This window comes from Paraburkholderia sp. MM5496-R1 (assembly GCF_050436205.1).
Taxonomy (GTDB): domain Bacteria; phylum Pseudomonadota; class Gammaproteobacteria; order Burkholderiales; family Burkholderiaceae; genus Paraburkholderia; species Paraburkholderia tuberum.
In genome coordinates this window covers 1,766,751-1,783,330 of sequence record NZ_JBNDLT010000002.1, presented here as the reverse complement: position 1 = coordinate 1,783,330, position 16,580 = coordinate 1,766,751, and the positions used below count along the sequence as shown (strand labels likewise).

The following is a 16,580-nucleotide window of genomic DNA, read 5'->3' as shown; positions in this document are numbered from 1 at the left end:
CAAGACGTTTTCAAGCAGTACCAGAGACTAGAGGATTCACAGCATGGCAAGCCTTTCCATCCGTGACGTGTACAAGACCTACCCGAACGGGGTGCCGGTTCTGAAGGGTGTCAACATCGACATCGAAGACGGCCAGTTCCTGATTCTGGTCGGCGGCTCAGGCTGCGGTAAGTCGACGCTGCTCAACATGATTGCCGGTCTCGAAACCGTGACCAAGGGCGAGATCCAGATCGACGGCAAGACGGTCAACAACCTGTCGCCGAAAGATCGCGACATCGCGATGGTGTTCCAGTCGTACGCGCTCTATCCGTCGATGACGGTGCGCGACAACATCTCGTTCGGCCTGAACATCCGCAAGGTGCCGAAGCAGGAGCAGACGCAGATCGTCGAGCGTGTGTCGAACACGCTGCAGATCAAGCATCTGCTCGATCGCAAGCCGGGTCAGCTGTCGGGCGGCCAGCGTCAGCGCGTCGCGATGGGCCGCGCGCTCGCGCGCGATCCGGTGATGTTCCTGTTCGACGAGCCGCTGTCGAACCTCGACGCGAAGCTGCGCATCGAGATGCGCTCGGAAATCAAGCTGCTGCATCAACGCCTCGGCACGACGATCGTCTACGTGACGCACGACCAGATCGAAGCGATGACGCTCGGCGACCGCATCGCGGTGATGAAGGACGGCATCGTTCAGCAGTTCGGCGCGCCGCAGGAAATCTACGACTCGCCGTCGAACCTGTTCGTCGCGGGCTTCATCGGCGCACCGCCGATGAACTTCATCGAAGGCAAGCTGGTCGAGCAGGGCTCGGGCGTCGGCATCGAACTCGATACGGGCGTCGCGCGCAAGGCGCTGGTGCTGCCGTTCGATTCGGCGAAGGTGCGCTCGCACGTCGGCAACAACGTGATTCTCGGCCTGCGTCCGGAACGCATCACCGATGCGCGCGGCGCGCACGGCGACGACTCGAAGCTGCAGCCGGTCGAAGTGAAGGTCGACGTGATCGAGCCGACCGGTCCGGACACGCTGGTGTTCGCGCAGATCAACGGCAAGCGCGTGGTGAGCCGCGTGCACCCGGCGTCGAACCCGCAACCGGAGAACAATGCGACGCTGCTGTTCGATACGTCGAAGGCGGTGTTGTTCGATCCGGCGAATGAAGAGCGGATTGCGTAAGTCGTCGCCTCAGCGCTGAATCCGTCGCTACAGAAAAGCCCCATGCGTTGAATTGCGCATGGGGCTTCTGTTCTTTTGCAGCCGTTACGCCGCCTCGGGCAAACGCAAGTCCGGATTGTTGCGCGCGAGCTCGCTGACCCAATCGATAAACGCGCGTAGCCGCGAACTCAGATTGCGGCGATGCGCATACAGAATCGACAGCGGTGTACCGGGGCTCGTGTAGTTGCCGAGAATCTCCGTGAGCGCGCCTTGCTCGATCAGCTCGGCGACCATGAAGCGCGACGGCTGGATGATGCCGTGGCCCAACACACCCGCCGTGATGTACACCGAGCCGTCGTTGACGGCGAGCGTGCTATCCATCGCGACGCGCTCGATTTCGCCGTCCACTTCGTATTCGAACGGGAAGGTCCTGCCGCTGCGCGCGGACACGTAGTTGACCGCGCGATGCTCGCCGAGGTCCGCCAGTGTGGTCGGCGTGCCGAACTTGCGCAGATACGCGGGCGATGCGCACGTGACGATGCGCGCAAGCCCGATGCGCTTCGCAACGAGGCTCGATTCTTCGGGCGTGCCCATGCGGATCACGCAATCGACGGCGTCCTGGATCAGATCGATGTTGCGGTCCGCGAGACCGAGGCGCACGTCGATCGCGGGGTAGTGCGCGTAGAAGTCGTCGAGCGCGGGCAGCAGCAGCGAGCGCGCGAGCGTGCCGGAGGTGTCGACGCGGATCGTCCCGGCCGGATTCTCGCGCTTGCTCGACAGCGACGACTCGGCATCGGCGACGTCGGCGAGAATGCGCACGCAGCGCTCGTAGAACGATGCGCCGTCTTCGGTCACGCTGACCTGGCGGGTCGAGCGGTTCAGGAGCCGCACGCCGACGTGTTCCTCGAGCGCCTGGATCGTGCGGCTGACCTTCGCGCGCGGCAGATCGAGCGATTCCGAAACCTTGGTGAAGCTGTTCGCTTCGACCACGCGCGTGAAGATCTCCATCGCTTCGAAACGGTCCATGGTGTGCCTTGTGGGTGGTGAGCCAGAAGAAGGGCGGGGCAGGTTTGCGACACGACAGGAAGTCTACAGCCAGCAAAACGGGTTGTCTGCCGCGTCTCGTTCGCGCGCAACTGCCACCGCCGCTCGTGGCTCAATCCCGCTCCGGCGCGCCCAGCGGAAATAGCGGCCGGTAGGGCCGCGCCTCGTCGACCGCGCGTGCGAACGAGGGCCGCGCGAGCAGCCGCTGCCGGTACGCGCGCACGTGCGCGAACGCGGGGTCGATCGGGTGTGTCCAGTCGGCGTAGAACAGGAACGGGGCGGCGCCGCAGTCGGCGAGGCTGAAGCTGTCGCCGGCGGCCCATTCGCGCTCGGCCATGTGACGGTCGAGCCATGCGTACGAAGTGTCGAGCAGCGCGCGCGCATCGGCGACGCCACGCCGGTCGCGCTCGGCTTCGGGACGCAGGCTATCGAACACGACTTTTTGCTGTGGAGTCGAAATGTAGTTGTCGAAGAAGCGGTCCATCGTGCGCACCTCGAGCGCTACGCGCGGATCGGCGGGCAACAGCGTGACAGGCCCCGGATAATGCAGGCCCAGATATTCGATGATGATGCTCGCCTCGACCACCGTGCGCCCGCCGTCGACGAGCACCGGGAAGCGCCTGATCGGCCACAGCGCGGCCAATTCGGCCATGACCTTCGGGTCGTCATGCGCGAGCACGCGCATCTCGAACGGCGTACCGTTTTCGTACAGCGCGGTCAGGGCCTTCTGGCAGTAGGACGAGAACGGATGGGCATAAAGCTGCAGGGGCATCGCGATCACCTTTGACGGTTGCACAGCACGAGTACGCGGTGACGACGAGAGCCACACCGCGCGACGGCCAGACTGGCCGTTTACCCCACGACGAACGACGGCCGAAAAAATCGACCTCAGACCTTCGCGCTCGCCCCATGCGGCGGCAACGAGCCCGGCTGCAACAGCACGAGCACCGCACCGGCGCCGCCGTCATGAGGGCGCGCCTGACAGAACGCGATCACTTCGGATTTCTGCACGAGCCACGCGCGCACCTTGCCCTTCAGCACCGGCTCCTTGCCGATCGACCCCAGACCCTTGCCGTGAATCACGCGCAGGCAGCGCAGGCCGCGTTTGGCCGATTCGCGGATGAATTCCGCGAGCGCCTCGCGTGCCTCTTCGCGCCGCATGCCGTGCAGGTCGATCTGCGCCTGCACGATCCAGTCGCCGCGCCGCAGCTTGCGCACTACGTCGCGGCTCAAGCCGGGGCGGCAATACGACAGCGTTTCGTCGGTTTCGAGCAGCACTTCGGGGTCGAATTCGTCGGAGATCGCTTCGTGCAGCACCGCCTCCTCGTCGAGCAGCGTCTGCACCGGCAGCGGCGGCGGGGGATTGCGCGTGAGCGTCGCGCGCGGCGGAATCGCGAGCGGCGCGACTTCGCCGATCTCGCGGCGGAACAGATCGGCGTCGGCGGCCGCTTCGCGCTGCGCCGCTCGCGTCGCCGCCTGTTCGCGCTCGCGCCGCTCGGCTTCGCCCTTCAACGCTTCACGCAACGCACCGAGTCCGGCGAGCCCCGATGCGCGATCGAGCTTCGGTGCGACGGCGGGCGCAGCCGTTGCGGGCGCGGGACGCGTGGCGGCTTGCGGGCGTTTCGGTTCGTTCGGATGGGGCTGATTCTTCGGCATGTCGGCAATACAGGCGGAAAGGTCGGTCGGTGGTGCTGCCAACGCGCTCGACGCACATTGACAAGGCGGCAAAAACGACAAAGGCCGCCGGCATTTCAGCCGCGGCCTTCGTGAGCCAATGACAGCAGCGCTGCGCCACCGTCATTTTACTGTCGCGCCCGTTTGTCGGGACTTCGTCTCGACATACGGCAGCGCGGCGCGGATCAGCGGTCCGCTTCCGCGCTCATCGCGTGCTCGCCGGCCATTTCGTTGATGGTCTCGAGATAGCGCTGCGCGTCGAGCGCGGCCATACAGCCGGTGCCCGCGCTGGTGATCGCCTGGCGATAGATGTGGTCCTGCACGTCGCCCGCGGCGAACACGCCCGGCACGCTGGTCGCGGTCGCGAAACCGTTCAGGCCGCCCTTCGTGATGATGTAGCCGTTCTTCATCTCGAGTTGGCCTGCGAAGATGTCCGTGTTCGGCTTGTGGCCGATCGCGACGAACAGGCCCTGCAGCGCGATGTCAGTGGTCTCGCCACTCTGCGTGTGCTTGATGCGCAGGCCGGTCACGCCGGAGTTGTCGCCGGTTACTTCTTCGAGCACATGGTTCCACTTGATCTCGACGACGCCCTCCTTCTCCTTCGCGAGCAGACGGTCGATCAGGATCGGCTCGGCGCGGAACTTGTCGCGCCGATGGATCACGGTCACCTTCTTCGCGATGCCGGCGAGGTAGAGCGCCTCTTCGACGGCCGTATTGCCGCCGCCGATCACGGCGACGTGCTGCTGCTTGTAGAAGAAGCCGTCGCAGGTCGCGCAGGCCGACACGCCCTTGCCCATGAACGCCTCTTCCGACGGCAGGCCGAGATACTGCGCCGATGCGCCCGTCGAGATGATCAGCGAATCGCACGTGTATTCGCCCGAATCGCCGATCAGGCGAATCGGCTTCTCATCGAGCTTCGCCGTGTGGATGTGGTCGAAGATGATCTCGGTATTGAAGCGCTCGGCGTGCTCGAGGAAGCGCGCCATCAGTTCCGGGCCTTGCACGCCGTTGGCGTCGGCGGGCCAGTTTTCGACGTCGGTCGTGGTCATCAGCTGGCCGCCTTGCGCGATGCCGGTGACGAGCACCGGCGCGAGGTTGGCGCGCGCCGCGTAAACCGCCGCCGTGTAGCCGGCGGGACCGGAACCGAGAATCAGAACCTTGGCGTGTTTCGTTGCAGTTGCGGGCATGATCGAATCCTTGTACGGCGCGCGGCTCGCCGCTGCGTAGCCGTGCGTTTTTGAGCTGAAACTGTAGATGGGTATCAGTCGGGCATTATAAAGGGCGGGGCGTGCCGCTGCGCCATCAAGCTTTCTGATCGCCGCGATAGCGTGGCGGCGTGGGCGCTCGGGGCGAGCCCGCGGCGCGATACGGCGAATTCAGCGCGCCTCGCGCATGCGTCTGTGGTCAAACAGCCAGGTTACCGTCATTTACAGCCTTGCGCGGGACACAGCGTTTACAATAGCCCGGATCGAAGTTTCCGGTAGCCGGGATCGGGCCCGAAGCCGTGCGCGGCGAGGCTCGGGCCGCGTTCCCGGCGGCAGTTTCAGCCTGAACCGGCTACCCCAGGCAACAGGATCAATGGCAAAAGCTCCCTATACCGCGAGCGCGCAGGCATTGCCGCACCGCATGTCGCGCCTCTTCACCGAAATCCGCTGGATTCTGCAGGTGGCCCTCGGCGTGTTCCTGCTGATGTCGCTCGTCAGCTACAGCAGGCACGACCCGAGCTGGACCCATGCCGCGCAGGTCGACCATATCTCGAACTGGGCGGGCCGCGTCGGCGCGTGGACTTCCGACATCCTGCTGCTGCTGTTCGGCCTGTCCGCCTACTGGTGGATCGTGCTGCTCGGCCGCCACATCTCCGCGAACTACAAGCGCATCAGCCGCAACGAAGAGCCGCAGGACGACGACGCGCCGCGCGGCGTCAGCTGGCTCGCGGACGCGTTCGCGTTCATGCTCGTGCTGCTGTCGTGCAACGGCCTCGAGGCGCTGCGCATGTGGTCGCTGAAGGTGCAGTTGCCGCGCGCGCCCGGCGGCGTGATCGGCGAGGCTGTCGCGCGCGGCATCTCGCATGCGCTCGGCTTCACCGGTGGCACGCTCGCGCTGCTGCTCGGTCTCGGGATCGGGCTGTCGCTGTACTTCCGTTTTTCGTGGCTGTCGGTCGCGGAGAAGGTCGGCGAATCGATCATTTCCGCGGTGACGTTCGCGAAGCTGCGCCGCGAGGCCGGGCTCGATCGCAAGCTCGGCGAAGCGGCCGCCGTGAAGCGCGAAGGCAAGGTCGAGAAGGGCCGCGTGCGCATCGAGGAGCACGAGCCCGTAGTGATCGTGCCGCCGCTCGCCACGCCGGCGAAGTCGGAGCGTGTCGAGAAGGAACGCCAGGTGCCGCTCTTTACCGATCTGCCCGGCGACTCCACGCTGCCGCCCATCGCGCTGCTCGACCCCGCGCCAGCCGCGCAGGAAACCATTTCCGCGGACACGCTCGAATTCACGTCGCGCCTGATCGAGAAGAAGCTGAAGGACTTCGGTGTCGACGTGAGCGTGGTCGCCGCGTATCCGGGGCCCGTCGTCACGCGCTATGAAATCGAGCCGGCCACGGGCGTGAAGGGCAGTCAGATCGTTAATCTCGCGAAGGATCTCGCGCGCTCGCTGTCGCTCGTGTCGATTCGCGTCGTCGAAACGATTCCGGGCAAGAACTACATGGCGTTGGAGCTGCCGAACCAGCGCCGTCAGACCGTGAGCCTGTCCGAAATTCTCGGCTCGGCCGTGTATGCGGATGCCGCGTCGCCGCTCACGATGGGTCTCGGCAAGGACATCGGCGGCAAGCCCGTGTGCGCGGATCTCGCGAAGATGCCGCATTTGCTCGTCGCCGGCACGACTGGTTCGGGCAAGTCTGTGGGTATCAACGCGATGATCCTGTCGCTGCTGTACAAGGCGAGCGCCGAGCAGGTGCGCATGATCCTGATCGATCCGAAGATGCTCGAAATGAGCGTCTACGAAGGCATTCCGCACCTGCTGTGTCCGGTCGTCACCGACATGCGCCAGGCGGGCCACGCGCTGAACTGGGCGGTCGCCGAAATGGAGCGCCGCTACAAGCTGATGAGCAAGGTCGGCGTGCGTAACCTCGCCGGCTACAACAACAAGATCGACGAAGCGGCCAAGCGCGAAGAGAAGCTGCCGAATCCGTTCAGCCTGACGCCGGACGATCCGGAACCGCTGACGCGTTTGCCGAACATCGTGATCGTCATCGACGAACTGGCCGACCTGATGATGGTCGTCGGCAAGAAGGTCGAAGAGCTGATCGCGCGGATCGCGCAGAAGGCGCGCGCGGCCGGCATCCATCTGATTCTCGCTACGCAGCGTCCGTCGGTCGACGTGATCACCGGCCTGATCAAGGCCAACGTGCCGACCCGTATGGCGTTCCAGGTGTCGTCGAAGATCGACTCGCGCACGATTCTCGACCAGCAGGGCGCCGAGTCGCTGCTCGGCATGGGCGACATGCTCTATCTGCCGCCAGGCAGCGGTTTGCCGGTGCGCGTGCACGGCGCGTTCGTGTCGGATGATGAAGTGCACCGCGTCGTCGACAAGCTCAAGGAGCAGGGCGAGCCGAACTATATCGAGGGCATTCTCGAAGGCGGCGTGAGCGGCGAGGGCGATGAAGGCTCGGCGGGAACCGCGTCCACCGAAGGCGAGTCGGACCCGTTATACGATCAGGCGGTCGACGTCGTGCTGAAGAATCGCCGCGCGTCGATTTCACTCGTGCAGCGGCATCTGCGCATCGGCTACAACCGGGCGGCGCGTCTACTCGAACAGATGGAGAATTCGGGCGTGGTGTCGGCGATGTCGTCGAACGGCAATCGCGAGATCCTGGCGCCGGCGCGCGAGGCGGAATAGCCGCAACGAGCCATTGCGGCCATCGCGAGCGACGCCGCGTGCACCGTCCGGTGCGCCATTGCGGCTCGACGCTGGGCCAGTCACTCTGTGTTCAGCGAGTGCATCGAGCCGGCGCAGCCCATCACCGAATTCATTCAAGGGAGAAAAACCTATGCAAGCAATCGCGCAGCAGGATGCCCGACAGCGTCGAGCGGGGCGCCTCGGCGAGCGCGTGTCCCGCGGCATGCGCAAGATCGCGCGCGCCGTGGGCAGTGTCGCGATCGGTGCGTCGCTGCTCGTCGCCTCGCACGCGTTCGCGAGCGGCACCGAGCAACTGAAGGCATTCATCGCGCAGGTCCATTCGGCGCGCGGCGCCTTCGTGCAGCAGGAAGTGCGCGCGCCGAGCAAGGCGCAGGGCGCGAGCGGCGCGCTGTCCACCGCGAACCCGGCCAAGCCGACCACGTCGAGCGGCACGTTCATGTTCGCGCGGCCCGGCAAGTTCATCTGGCAATACGAGAAGCCCTACTCGCAATTGCTGCAGGCGGACGGCGACAAGTTCTACGTCTACGACAAGGATCTGAACCAGGTGACGGTGCGCCCGCTCGGCAACGCGCTCGGCGCAAGCCCGGCGGCGATCCTGTTCGGCAGCAACGATCTGGACAAGAACTTCTCGCTGCGCGACGCGGGCGTGAAGGCCGGCATCGACTGGCTCGAACTGACGCCGAAGGCGAAGGACACGCAGTTCGAGCGCGTCGGCATCGGCTTCAAGGACGGCAATCTCGAAGCGATGGAATTGCACGACGTGTTCGGTAACGTGACGCTGCTCACGTTCTCGAACATCCAGAAAAATCCGCAACTGCCGCCCGATGCATTCAAGTTCACGGTGCCGAAGGGCGCGGATGTGATCAACGGATAAACCGCGCGGTAGGCGCCGACACTGGCGCCTTTGCAAACGCCGGCGAAGCCGCGCTTGTCGAGCGCGGCTTTTTATTTCGCGCGGTGCGTGGATTGCTTAGGGATGCGCGCCCGGCGCCGCGACGAACGTTAAATCGTCGTACCGGCAGACGTAATGATTTAGTGCGAGACTGGAAAGACCGGCATTGCTCATGGGCTGGAGTTGGCGCGTCCGATCATTTTCCCAGGATTGGGTTCGTAATCTCTAACAATTTTTTGCTGCAACGCAACAAAATAACGCCTAAACTGATCGAAGGTTGTTGTCGCTTTGGATGTCTGGAAAGACGAGGCATGTCATGAGATTGTCTTCTTCACACGATTCACGCTTATCCCCGTCCCTCCATGTGTTCCAGCAGGAGGGCGGGTGGCATTGGGGAATAACGGTTCCGCGCGCGGCCGGAAGTGGTTTCAAGGTCGTTGCATATAGTGAAAAAACCTTTATCGACGAGGCCGAAGCCCATCGGGAAGGCAATCGCGCGCTTGAGCGTTTCGCCGATACGCCGACGGTTCGGCTTGAACGGCAGTAAGGCAGCAGGTTATCTAACGTAATCCGGCAGCCCGTTATTTGGGTTTTCAAGCGGAGAACGCAACAATTACCGCCGGTGAGAATTTAATATGCAACCAATTGCATATTTCTTTGACTTCCGAAAAATCGTAGCGATAATGTCTCGTTTCGAGATATCGCCTTAATTTTGACTTTCGCGGAATATGAAACCACCCACGCGCTTAGCGTGGAACTGGACGGCGTAAACTATGCCGGAACTTATCGCGTCATGACGGGCACCGTCGTCGTCCATTTCGCGAACGAGAGCAAATTCGCCTCGTATGCGCCGAATCGGCCGGAGACCGTCGCCCGTTGGCTGCTCACGGATCTGTGTCGCAAGGCCGAATCGCGTCGGCGCAAAGCGGCGAAAAAATAGCCCGCGGCGCGCACTGTGATTGGCCGTTCGACGGTCACAAAAAAAGACCTGCAGTTGGATTGCAGGTCTTTTTTATTTTGTGACAGCTGCGTCTAATGCAACGCGCTGAGGGTGACGCGCTCACGCATACGCGGTCTTGCGCGCCGATACGAACGCGTAATAGCACACCGCGCCGATCGCAAGCGACGGCAGCGTCGCGCCGACATTCGGTAGCCATTGATTGATCACCTGGTACGAGGCGATGCCGATCGCCCAAGCGACGAACGCGCTCAGGTGCCAGCCGCCCGAGAAGCCGTAGCGGCCGAGCACATCGGCGAGCACCGCGGCGTCGACGCGACGCTTGCGCACGATGAAGTGATCCATCAGCACGACGCCGAACAGCGGCGCGAATACCGAGCCGATCAGCAGCAGGAAGTTCTGGTACTTCGCCATCGGCACGAGCAGCGCGATCAGCGTGCACAGCGCACCGAACGCGGCCGACAGCAACGGCACGCTCGCGCGCGTCCAGAACGTGCCGGTCGACACCGCGGCCGAGTGGATGTCGGCGAACGCATTGTCGATTTCGTCGATCAGAATCAGCAGCAGCGCAAACCCGCCGCCCGCTTGCGCGAGCGCGCCGGTCAGCAATGCATCGCCGCCGCCGGCCGCGAGCCCGTAGACCGCGCCGAGCGCATAGAACCAGATGTTCGCGATGCCATAGCCGTATAGCGTGCCGCGGAACGTCTCGCCGGCGCGGCGGCCGAAGCGCGTGTAGTCGGCGATCAGCGGCAGCCATGACAGCGGCATCGCGACCACGAGGTCGACCGCGCCGCCGAACGACATCTCGCCGGTGCCGGGACGACGCATCAGGTCCGCGAGATTGTGGCGCGCGAGCAGGTTCCACGTGAGCCACGCGGCGCCCGCGAGCAGCAGCCAGATCCCCCACTTGCGCAGAAAGCGCCGCACGAACGACAGCGGGCCGCTGATCGCGAGCAGCGTCGCGAGCACGCCGAAGATCACGGTCCACACGAGCGGCATCGACAGGCCGAACGCCTGTTTCGCGAGCGCATCGGCAGAATCGCGCATCACGATCACCTCGAACGAGCCCCAGCCGACCAGTTGCACCATGTTCAGCACGGCCGGCACCGACGCGCCGCGCACGCCGAGCGTCGGACGCAGCGACGACATCGCCGCGAGCCCGGTGTCGGTGCCGATCACGCCCACGAGCGCGAGCAGCACGACGCCGATCACGCTGCCGAGCACGATCGCGACGAGCGCATGCGGCAGCGACAGCCCCGGCACCAGCAGCGCGCCCGCCTGGGCGACGAGCAGGCCGATGCCGAGCGAGAACCACAGCGCGAACGCGTCGCCGGTGCGAAACGCGCGGCGCGCGTCGGGCACCGGCGTGAGCGGCGCGTAGGTGGAGCCGGCGTCGCCGGCGACGGAATCTTGAGCCATCTGATGTTCATTCCTGTTGGTGGTGCTGTGATTCTTTGCGTTGCCGGCGCCCCGGGTCGGCCATCGCCTGGCCGCCGTCACTGTCATAATGCAGGACGTTGCCCGCGTTCGTGCCTGTGTTTCCGGCCGGACGCGGGCTTTGCGCTTGTCCCGCGAGGCGCTGCTCCGAAGCGGTGCGTGCCCCGGAAAGCCGAGATTATCCCCAAAACGTCATGTTTGAAGAAACCCGTGCCAATGTTCCGCTTGCCGAACGCCTGCGGCCACGCAATATCGACGAAGTGATCGGCCAGTCGCATCTGCTCGGTCCGAACAAGCCGCTCAGGGTCGCGTTCGAATCGGGCGAGGCCCATTCGATGATCCTGTGGGGCCCGCCGGGCGTCGGCAAGACCACGCTCGCGCGGCTGATGGCCGATGCGTTTCACGCGCAGTTCATCGCGTTGTCGGCGGTGCTGTCGGGCGTGAAGGATATCCGCGAGGCGGTCGAAACCGCGCAGATCCATCGCGCGAACGGCCATCAGACGCTGGTGTTCGTCGACGAAGTGCATCGCTTCAACAAGAGCCAGCAAGACGCGTTCTTGCCGCACGTCGAGTCGGGCCTGTTCGTGTTCGTCGGCGCGACGACCGAGAATCCGTCGTTCGAGGTCAATAGCGCGTTGCTGTCGCGCGCCGCCGTCTACGTGCTGAAGAGCCTGACGGACGACGAACAGCGCGAGCTGCTCGAGCGCGCGCAGAAGGAGCTCGGCGGCCTCACCTTCACCGACGAAGCGCGCGCCGCGCTGATCGGTTCGGCCGACGGCGACGGCCGCAAGCTGCTGAACAACCTCGAGATCGTCGCGCGCGCGGCCGCACAGCAGAAGACCACCGAGATCGACGGCGCGTTATTGGGCAGCGCGCTCGCGGAGAATCTGCGCCGCTTCGACAAGGGCGGCGACGCCTTCTACGACCAGATCAGCGCGCTGCATAAATCCGTGCGCGGCAGCAACCCGGACGGCGCGCTGTATTGGTTCTGTCGCATGCTCGACGGCGGCGCGGACCCGCGCTATCTCGCGCGTCGCATCGTGCGCATGGCGTGGGAAGACATCGGCCTCGCGGACCCGCGCGCCGCGCGCATCACGCTCGACGCTGCCGAAACCTACGAGCGTCTCGGTTCGCCCGAAGGTGAGCTCGCGCTTGCGCAGGCGATCATCTATCTGGCGGTCGCGCCGAAATCGAATGCCGGGTACAACGCGTACAACGAGGCGCGGCGCTTCGTCGGCAAGGACCAGTCGCGCGCGGTGCCGGTGCATCTGCGCAACGCGCCGACGAAGCTGATGAAGGAACTCGGCTACGGTCACGACTACCGCTACGCGCACGACGAACCCGATGCGTACGCGGCCGGCGAAACCTATCTGCCCGACGGCATGCGCGAGCCGCATTGGTACGAGCCGACACCGCGTGGTCTCGAAGGCAAGATCGGCGAGAAGCTCGCGCGCCTTGGCGAGCTCGATGCGCGGTGGCGCGCCGAGAACAAGCCGAAGAAGGCTTGAGGCGTTTCACCTTTGCCGGTGCGTTAAAATCGCGTTTTCACACAACGAACATCCGTCCCATCCCATGCTCGACATCCAGTTGCTGCGCAAAGACCTCGACGGCGTCGCAAAGCGCCTCGCCGACCGCGGCTATACCCTCGACGTTGCGGCCTTCACCGCGCTCGAAGCGGAACGCCGCGATACCCAGACCCGTACCGAAGAACTGCAGGCGCGCCGCAACAGCCTGTCCAAGCAGATCGGCGCGATGAAAGGACGCGGCGAAGACACGTCGGCGGTGATGGCCGAAGTCGGCGGCATCGGCGACGAGATGAAGGCGTCGGCGGTCAAGCTCGAAGACATCCAGAAGCGTCTGTCCGATCTGCTGCTCGACGTGCCGAATCTCGCGCACGAAAGCGTGCCGGTCGGCAACGACGAAGCCGGCAACGTCGAAGTGCGCCGCTGGGGCACGCCGCGCCAGTTCGACTTCGAGGTCAAGGATCACGTTGACGTCGGCACGCCGCTCGGCCTCGACTTCGAGACCGGCGCGAAGCTGTCGGGCGCGCGCTTCACGATGCTGCGCGGCCAGATTGCGCGGCTGCATCGCGCGCTCGCGCAGTTCATGATCGACACGCACACGCAGCAGCACGGCTATACCGAGATCTACACGCCGTACATCGTCAATCCCGACATCCTGTACGGCACGGGCCAGCTGCCGAAGTTCGCGGACGATATGTTCCGCGTCGAAAAGGGCGGCGGTGAACACACGGTCACGCAGTACCTGATCTCGACCTCGGAAATTTCGCTGACGAACACGGTGCGTGAGAGCATCGTCGAAGCGGACGCGCTGCCGATCAGGCTGACCGCGCACTCGCCGTGCTTCCGCTCGGAAGCGGGCTCGTATGGCCGCGACACGCGCGGCATGATCCGCCAGCATCAGTTCGACAAGGTCGAGATGGTGCAGGTCGTAGCGCCAGGCGCATCGTACGACGCGCTCGAGCAGATGGTCGGCCACGCGGAGGCGATTCTGCAAAAGCTCGAACTGCCGTATCGCGTGATCACGCTGTGCAGCGGCGACATGGGCTTTTCCGCAGCGAAGACCTACGACCTGGAAGTGTGGCTGCCCGCGCAGAACACCTATCGTGAGATTTCGAGTTGCTCGAATACCGAGTCGTTCCAGGCGCGACGCATGCAGGCACGCTTCCGCAACGCGCAGGGCAAGCCGGAGCTCGTGCATACGCTCAACGGCTCGGGTCTCGCGGTGGGCCGCACGCTCGTCGCGGTGCTCGAGAACTTCCAGAACGCCGATGGTTCGGTGACGGTGCCCACGGCACTGCGGCCTTACCTCGGCGGCGTCGAGCGGCTGCAAGTGCCGGCGGCCTGAGCGTCGCCGATGCGCGCGCAGGCGCGGTGTCGTCGCGTGTCCGACGATGGATGCCGCGAACGGCATCGAGGTCCCGCGAAAATTTTTTAGAAATTTTTTGGACGAGGGGGCTTGGAAAACTAATTCGAGCTGTTCTATAATCTTTTTCTCCCAAGCAACGGCCCGCTTGGATCCGACAATGCAGTAGCGAGTTGGAATACCCGGAAAGGTGGCAGAGTGGTCGAATGTACCTGACTCGAAATCAGGCGTACGGTTTCCCCGTACCGTGGGTTCGAATCCCACCCTTTCCGCCAAATTCTGAAACCCCTTGATTTCACCGAGATCAAGGGGTTTTTGCTTTGAGTTCTCGAATGGCTTTGCCAAGGCAATTCGAAATTATTCAAGCATCATTTCTATTTTGGCGAAATCCTTTGTTTCAATTTTTTACATAAGCCATTCGTTGCTCGTGGTCTTTTTCATCTCATTTCCATACAAATATCTTAAGTCATCCGTACTGCACTGTCCCCTAATTCATATACCGGACATATTCGGGCCGTGGCTGTTGTACGCTAAAAGGGGTCGAAGTCAGAAAATCTGCGGGCGACCCGCCCCCCGATCGACTTCTGAAAGTGCGAATCTTCGCCGACCCCACAGATCTCCGCAAGATCTGCCCTTTTTTACAAATAAATACGATTTTTGATTGGGCTCGGTCATTCGTTCAGGGTACGATTTACGCCGTCAGAAGCTTTTACAGGAAGAATTTTCCTGAAAATGAAAGCTTCGGCAATTAATCAGTAAAACGTTTGCACCGCAAACGTTTGCGAACCAACGCGCACCCAGCCCTGTCAATCTGAACCACCGCGAGGACCACCTTCGTGCGCCTCGGTTCAATCGGACAACACAGACGTGCGTTCAAAGCACTTCGGGACAATAGTCTTTAAGGCCTGCAAATTCATTTGCATCGAATCCTTATTCATTGTCCGTCGAATCACAGCGAATTCACCTTTTGGTCTTTTTATCGGGAATTTTCCCGACATTTGGAATTACTCCGCGATGATAAAACGACGTCAATTCATTGGGGGCCTGACGGCCCTGAGCGCAAGTTATCTTTTGACCGCGTGTGGTGGGGGCAGTGGGTCATCGAACGCGATTGGCAAGGCAGCCGCTGCGACTGGCGCTTCCGGTGCCGCGGCAGCTTCGGGTGCGTCCGGTGCCTCGAGCAATACAACGCCGACTGCGAAGACGAGCGACCCGAACAGCATCTCCATGCCGCCCGCCACGTCCATCACGGACAACTCCGGCAACGTCTGGACCCTTTCCGGAGGTTCGGTCTACCGCAACGGGTCGGCGGCAGGCAACACCTACAACGTCTCGCTCGTGCTGTTTTACGGCGGCGTGATTTATCACGAAGGTACGGGTGGTCAGTTTTACGAATGGACGGGCTCGGGCTGGGTGGGCTGCAACGACCCGCGCCTCGGCGGCACTTCGGCCGACGGCACCTCGCTGCCCGCTTCTCCGTACATCATCGACAAGTCCGGCGCAATCTGGACGCTGACTAACGGCGTCATTTACTGCAACGGGGCGACGGTCGGCGACACGTACAACGTCTCGCTCGTGTTGTGGTACGGCGGCAAGATCTGGCATTGCGGCACGGGTGGCCAGTTCTACGTGAACAACGACACCGCCGGCCATTGGCTGCCCTGTAACGATCCGCGCACCGCGATCACACCGTCCGCCGGCATGTTCTACGGCATGAACGGCCACTTCGACTACAACTACACGCCCCAACAGATCGTGTCGATCCTGAAGGGCATGGGTTGCACGAGCTATCGCGTCGGCTGCAACAACACGTCGACCGAGTTGAACGCAGTGATCGGACTCGCGCAGGCTTTCCAGTCGGCGGGGATGACGCTGATCGTGCTGATCAACCAGGGCGTCTACGACTCCAGCGGCAACCTGATTGCTGGCGAGAATGCGGCTTACAGCCAGGGTTACGCGGTAGCCCAGGCCGTCGCGAACGCACTGAAGCCGTATGGCGTGACCATCTACGAATGCGGCAACGAGCTGACGCGGCAGAACGCCACTGTGCTCAACTTCACTTATGCGGGCACGAGGGCGTCGGACTTCAACAACGCGAACTGGCCGGTGATGCGCGGCGTCATGCGCGGGATGATCGACGGCGTGAAGTCGGTTCAGTCCAACGCCAAATGCGGCATCAACTTCTGCGTGAACGATATCGGCGCGGCGGACGCGCTGTGGGACGGTATGCAGCCGGATGGTAGCGGCGGTTACCCGACCGTGCGCTGGGACATCACCACGTGGCACAACTACGAGGTGTATGGCGATCTGTTCGACCTCGGTACGGACGGCGCGATGCCAGGCTTCGATCTGCCGATCTATTGCAAGGCCCGGTATGGCGTGCCGTTCATCGTCACCGAGTGGAACACCGGACCGGAGCAAACTGAGGCCTATCGTTCGAACTACATCTCGACGAAGCTCGGCGAGTTCTATCAGAACCGCAAGACGCACAACATCCAGTCCGTCATGTATTACGTGCTCGACAGCGGCGACCAGACTTACGGCATCATGCTCAACGGTTCACCGCTGAATCCGTCTTACAGTGCTTTCCAAAGCTTCACGGCGGCCCATCCCGACAACTAGGCCGCGGGTCGACGCAAGCA

At 63.4% G+C, this 16,580-nt stretch carries 13 protein-coding genes and 1 tRNA gene; 9 read left to right on the top strand and 5 right to left on the bottom strand.

Annotation, left to right across the window (positions count from 1 at the left end; all coding sequences use genetic code 11):
• Positions 1–43: 43 nt before the first annotated feature.
• Positions 44–1,159: an ABC transporter ATP-binding protein gene (locus OKW38_RS15155; protein WP_090803468.1), complete on the top strand. Its 1,116-nt coding sequence runs from the start codon at positions 44–46 to the stop codon at positions 1,157–1,159.
• Positions 1,160–1,243: 84 nt separating this feature from the next.
• On the opposite strand, the gene OKW38_RS15150 is transcribed toward OKW38_RS15155, so the two are convergent.
• From OKW38_RS15150 to trxB, 4 genes are all read right to left on the bottom strand, one after another.
• Positions 1,244–2,164, bottom strand: a complete 921-nt coding sequence (locus OKW38_RS15150; RefSeq protein WP_090803470.1) for a LysR family transcriptional regulator — start codon at positions 2,162–2,164, stop codon at positions 1,244–1,246.
• 130 nt (positions 2,165–2,294) lie between these two features.
• Entirely contained in the window at positions 2,295–2,954 is a 660-nt protein-coding gene (locus OKW38_RS15145; RefSeq protein WP_184059602.1) for a glutathione S-transferase family protein, read from the bottom strand.
• A gap of 116 nt (positions 2,955–3,070) precedes the next feature.
• The gene (locus OKW38_RS15140; protein WP_090803472.1) at positions 3,071–3,838 is read right to left on the bottom strand and encodes a Smr/MutS family protein; all 768 of its coding nucleotides are present in this window, start codon (positions 3,836–3,838) and stop codon (positions 3,071–3,073) included.
• 203 nt (positions 3,839–4,041) lie between these two features.
• The gene (gene trxB, locus OKW38_RS15135) at positions 4,042–5,043 is read right to left on the bottom strand and encodes a thioredoxin-disulfide reductase (RefSeq protein WP_090803474.1); all 1,002 of its coding nucleotides are present in this window, start codon (positions 5,041–5,043) and stop codon (positions 4,042–4,044) included.
• 391 nt (positions 5,044–5,434) lie between these two features.
• Between trxB and OKW38_RS15130 the strand changes: the two genes are divergently transcribed.
• The 4 genes from OKW38_RS15130 (at position 5,435) to OKW38_RS15115 (ending at position 9,597) form a co-directional block, all read left to right on the top strand.
• Positions 5,435–7,744, top strand: a complete 2,310-nt coding sequence (locus OKW38_RS15130) for a DNA translocase FtsK (RefSeq protein WP_167368628.1) — start codon at positions 5,435–5,437, stop codon at positions 7,742–7,744.
• Positions 7,745–7,895: 151 nt separating this feature from the next.
• A complete protein-coding gene (gene lolA / locus OKW38_RS15125; protein ID WP_090803478.1) occupies positions 7,896–8,639 on the top strand; it encodes an outer membrane lipoprotein chaperone LolA in 744 nt (247 codons plus the stop codon).
• A gap of 334 nt (positions 8,640–8,973) precedes the next feature.
• Complete coding sequence (locus OKW38_RS15120; protein ID WP_090805614.1) at positions 8,974–9,204, top strand: hypothetical protein; 231 nt, start codon at positions 8,974–8,976, stop codon at positions 9,202–9,204.
• 204 nt (positions 9,205–9,408) lie between these two features.
• Entirely contained in the window at positions 9,409–9,597 is a 189-nt protein-coding gene (locus OKW38_RS15115) for a hypothetical protein (protein WP_244144826.1), read from the top strand.
• A 120-nt stretch (positions 9,598–9,717) separates the two neighbouring features.
• On the opposite strand, the gene cytX is transcribed toward OKW38_RS15115, so the two are convergent.
• The gene (gene cytX, locus OKW38_RS15110) at positions 9,718–11,034 is read right to left on the bottom strand and encodes a putative hydroxymethylpyrimidine transporter CytX (RefSeq protein WP_429362121.1); all 1,317 of its coding nucleotides are present in this window, start codon (positions 11,032–11,034) and stop codon (positions 9,718–9,720) included.
• A 212-nt stretch (positions 11,035–11,246) separates the two neighbouring features.
• Between cytX and OKW38_RS15105 the strand changes: the two genes are divergently transcribed.
• The 4 genes from OKW38_RS15105 to OKW38_RS15090 all read left to right on the top strand — a co-directional run bounded on the left by OKW38_RS15105 (position 11,247) and on the right by OKW38_RS15090 (position 16,560).
• Positions 11,247–12,560, top strand: coding sequence for a replication-associated recombination protein A (locus tag OKW38_RS15105; protein ID WP_090803482.1), 1,314 nt, complete (start codon positions 11,247–11,249; stop codon positions 12,558–12,560).
• Between the two features lie 64 nt (positions 12,561–12,624).
• Entirely contained in the window at positions 12,625–13,920 is a 1,296-nt protein-coding gene (gene serS, locus OKW38_RS15100; protein ID WP_429362119.1) for a serine--tRNA ligase, read from the top strand.
• A gap of 202 nt (positions 13,921–14,122) precedes the next feature.
• Positions 14,123–14,213, top strand: a tRNA-Ser gene (locus OKW38_RS15095).
• Between the two features lie 739 nt (positions 14,214–14,952).
• Positions 14,953–16,560 (top strand): hypothetical protein, encoded by a 1,608-nt coding sequence (locus OKW38_RS15090; protein WP_090803486.1) that lies wholly within the window; start codon positions 14,953–14,955, stop codon positions 16,558–16,560.
• Positions 16,561–16,580 lie beyond the last annotated feature (20 nt).

Coding starts and splice junctions, on each gene's coding strand:
- cytX (WP_429362121.1), bottom strand. CDS start 11,034: ATGGCTCAAGATTCCGTCGCCGGCGACGCCGGCTCCACCTACGCGCCG.
- OKW38_RS15150 (WP_090803470.1), bottom strand. CDS start 2,164: ATGGACCGTTTCGAAGCGATGGAGATCTTCACGCGCGTGGTCGAAGCG.
- OKW38_RS15155 (WP_090803468.1), top strand. CDS start 44: ATGGCAAGCCTTTCCATCCGTGACGTGTACAAGACCTACCCGAACGGG.
- OKW38_RS15120 (WP_090805614.1), top strand. CDS start 8,974: ATGAGATTGTCTTCTTCACACGATTCACGCTTATCCCCGTCCCTCCAT.
- OKW38_RS15140 (WP_090803472.1), bottom strand. CDS start 3,838: ATGCCGAAGAATCAGCCCCATCCGAACGAACCGAAACGCCCGCAAGCC.
- OKW38_RS15145 (WP_184059602.1), bottom strand. CDS start 2,954: ATGCCCCTGCAGCTTTATGCCCATCCGTTCTCGTCCTACTGCCAGAAG.
- lolA (WP_090803478.1), top strand. CDS start 7,896: ATGCAAGCAATCGCGCAGCAGGATGCCCGACAGCGTCGAGCGGGGCGC.
- OKW38_RS15090 (WP_090803486.1), top strand. CDS start 14,953: ATGATAAAACGACGTCAATTCATTGGGGGCCTGACGGCCCTGAGCGCA.
- trxB (WP_090803474.1), bottom strand. CDS start 5,043: ATGCCCGCAACTGCAACGAAACACGCCAAGGTTCTGATTCTCGGTTCC.
- serS (WP_429362119.1), top strand. CDS start 12,625: ATGCTCGACATCCAGTTGCTGCGCAAAGACCTCGACGGCGTCGCAAAG.
- OKW38_RS15105 (WP_090803482.1), top strand. CDS start 11,247: ATGTTTGAAGAAACCCGTGCCAATGTTCCGCTTGCCGAACGCCTGCGG.
- OKW38_RS15130 (WP_167368628.1), top strand. CDS start 5,435: ATGGCAAAAGCTCCCTATACCGCGAGCGCGCAGGCATTGCCGCACCGC.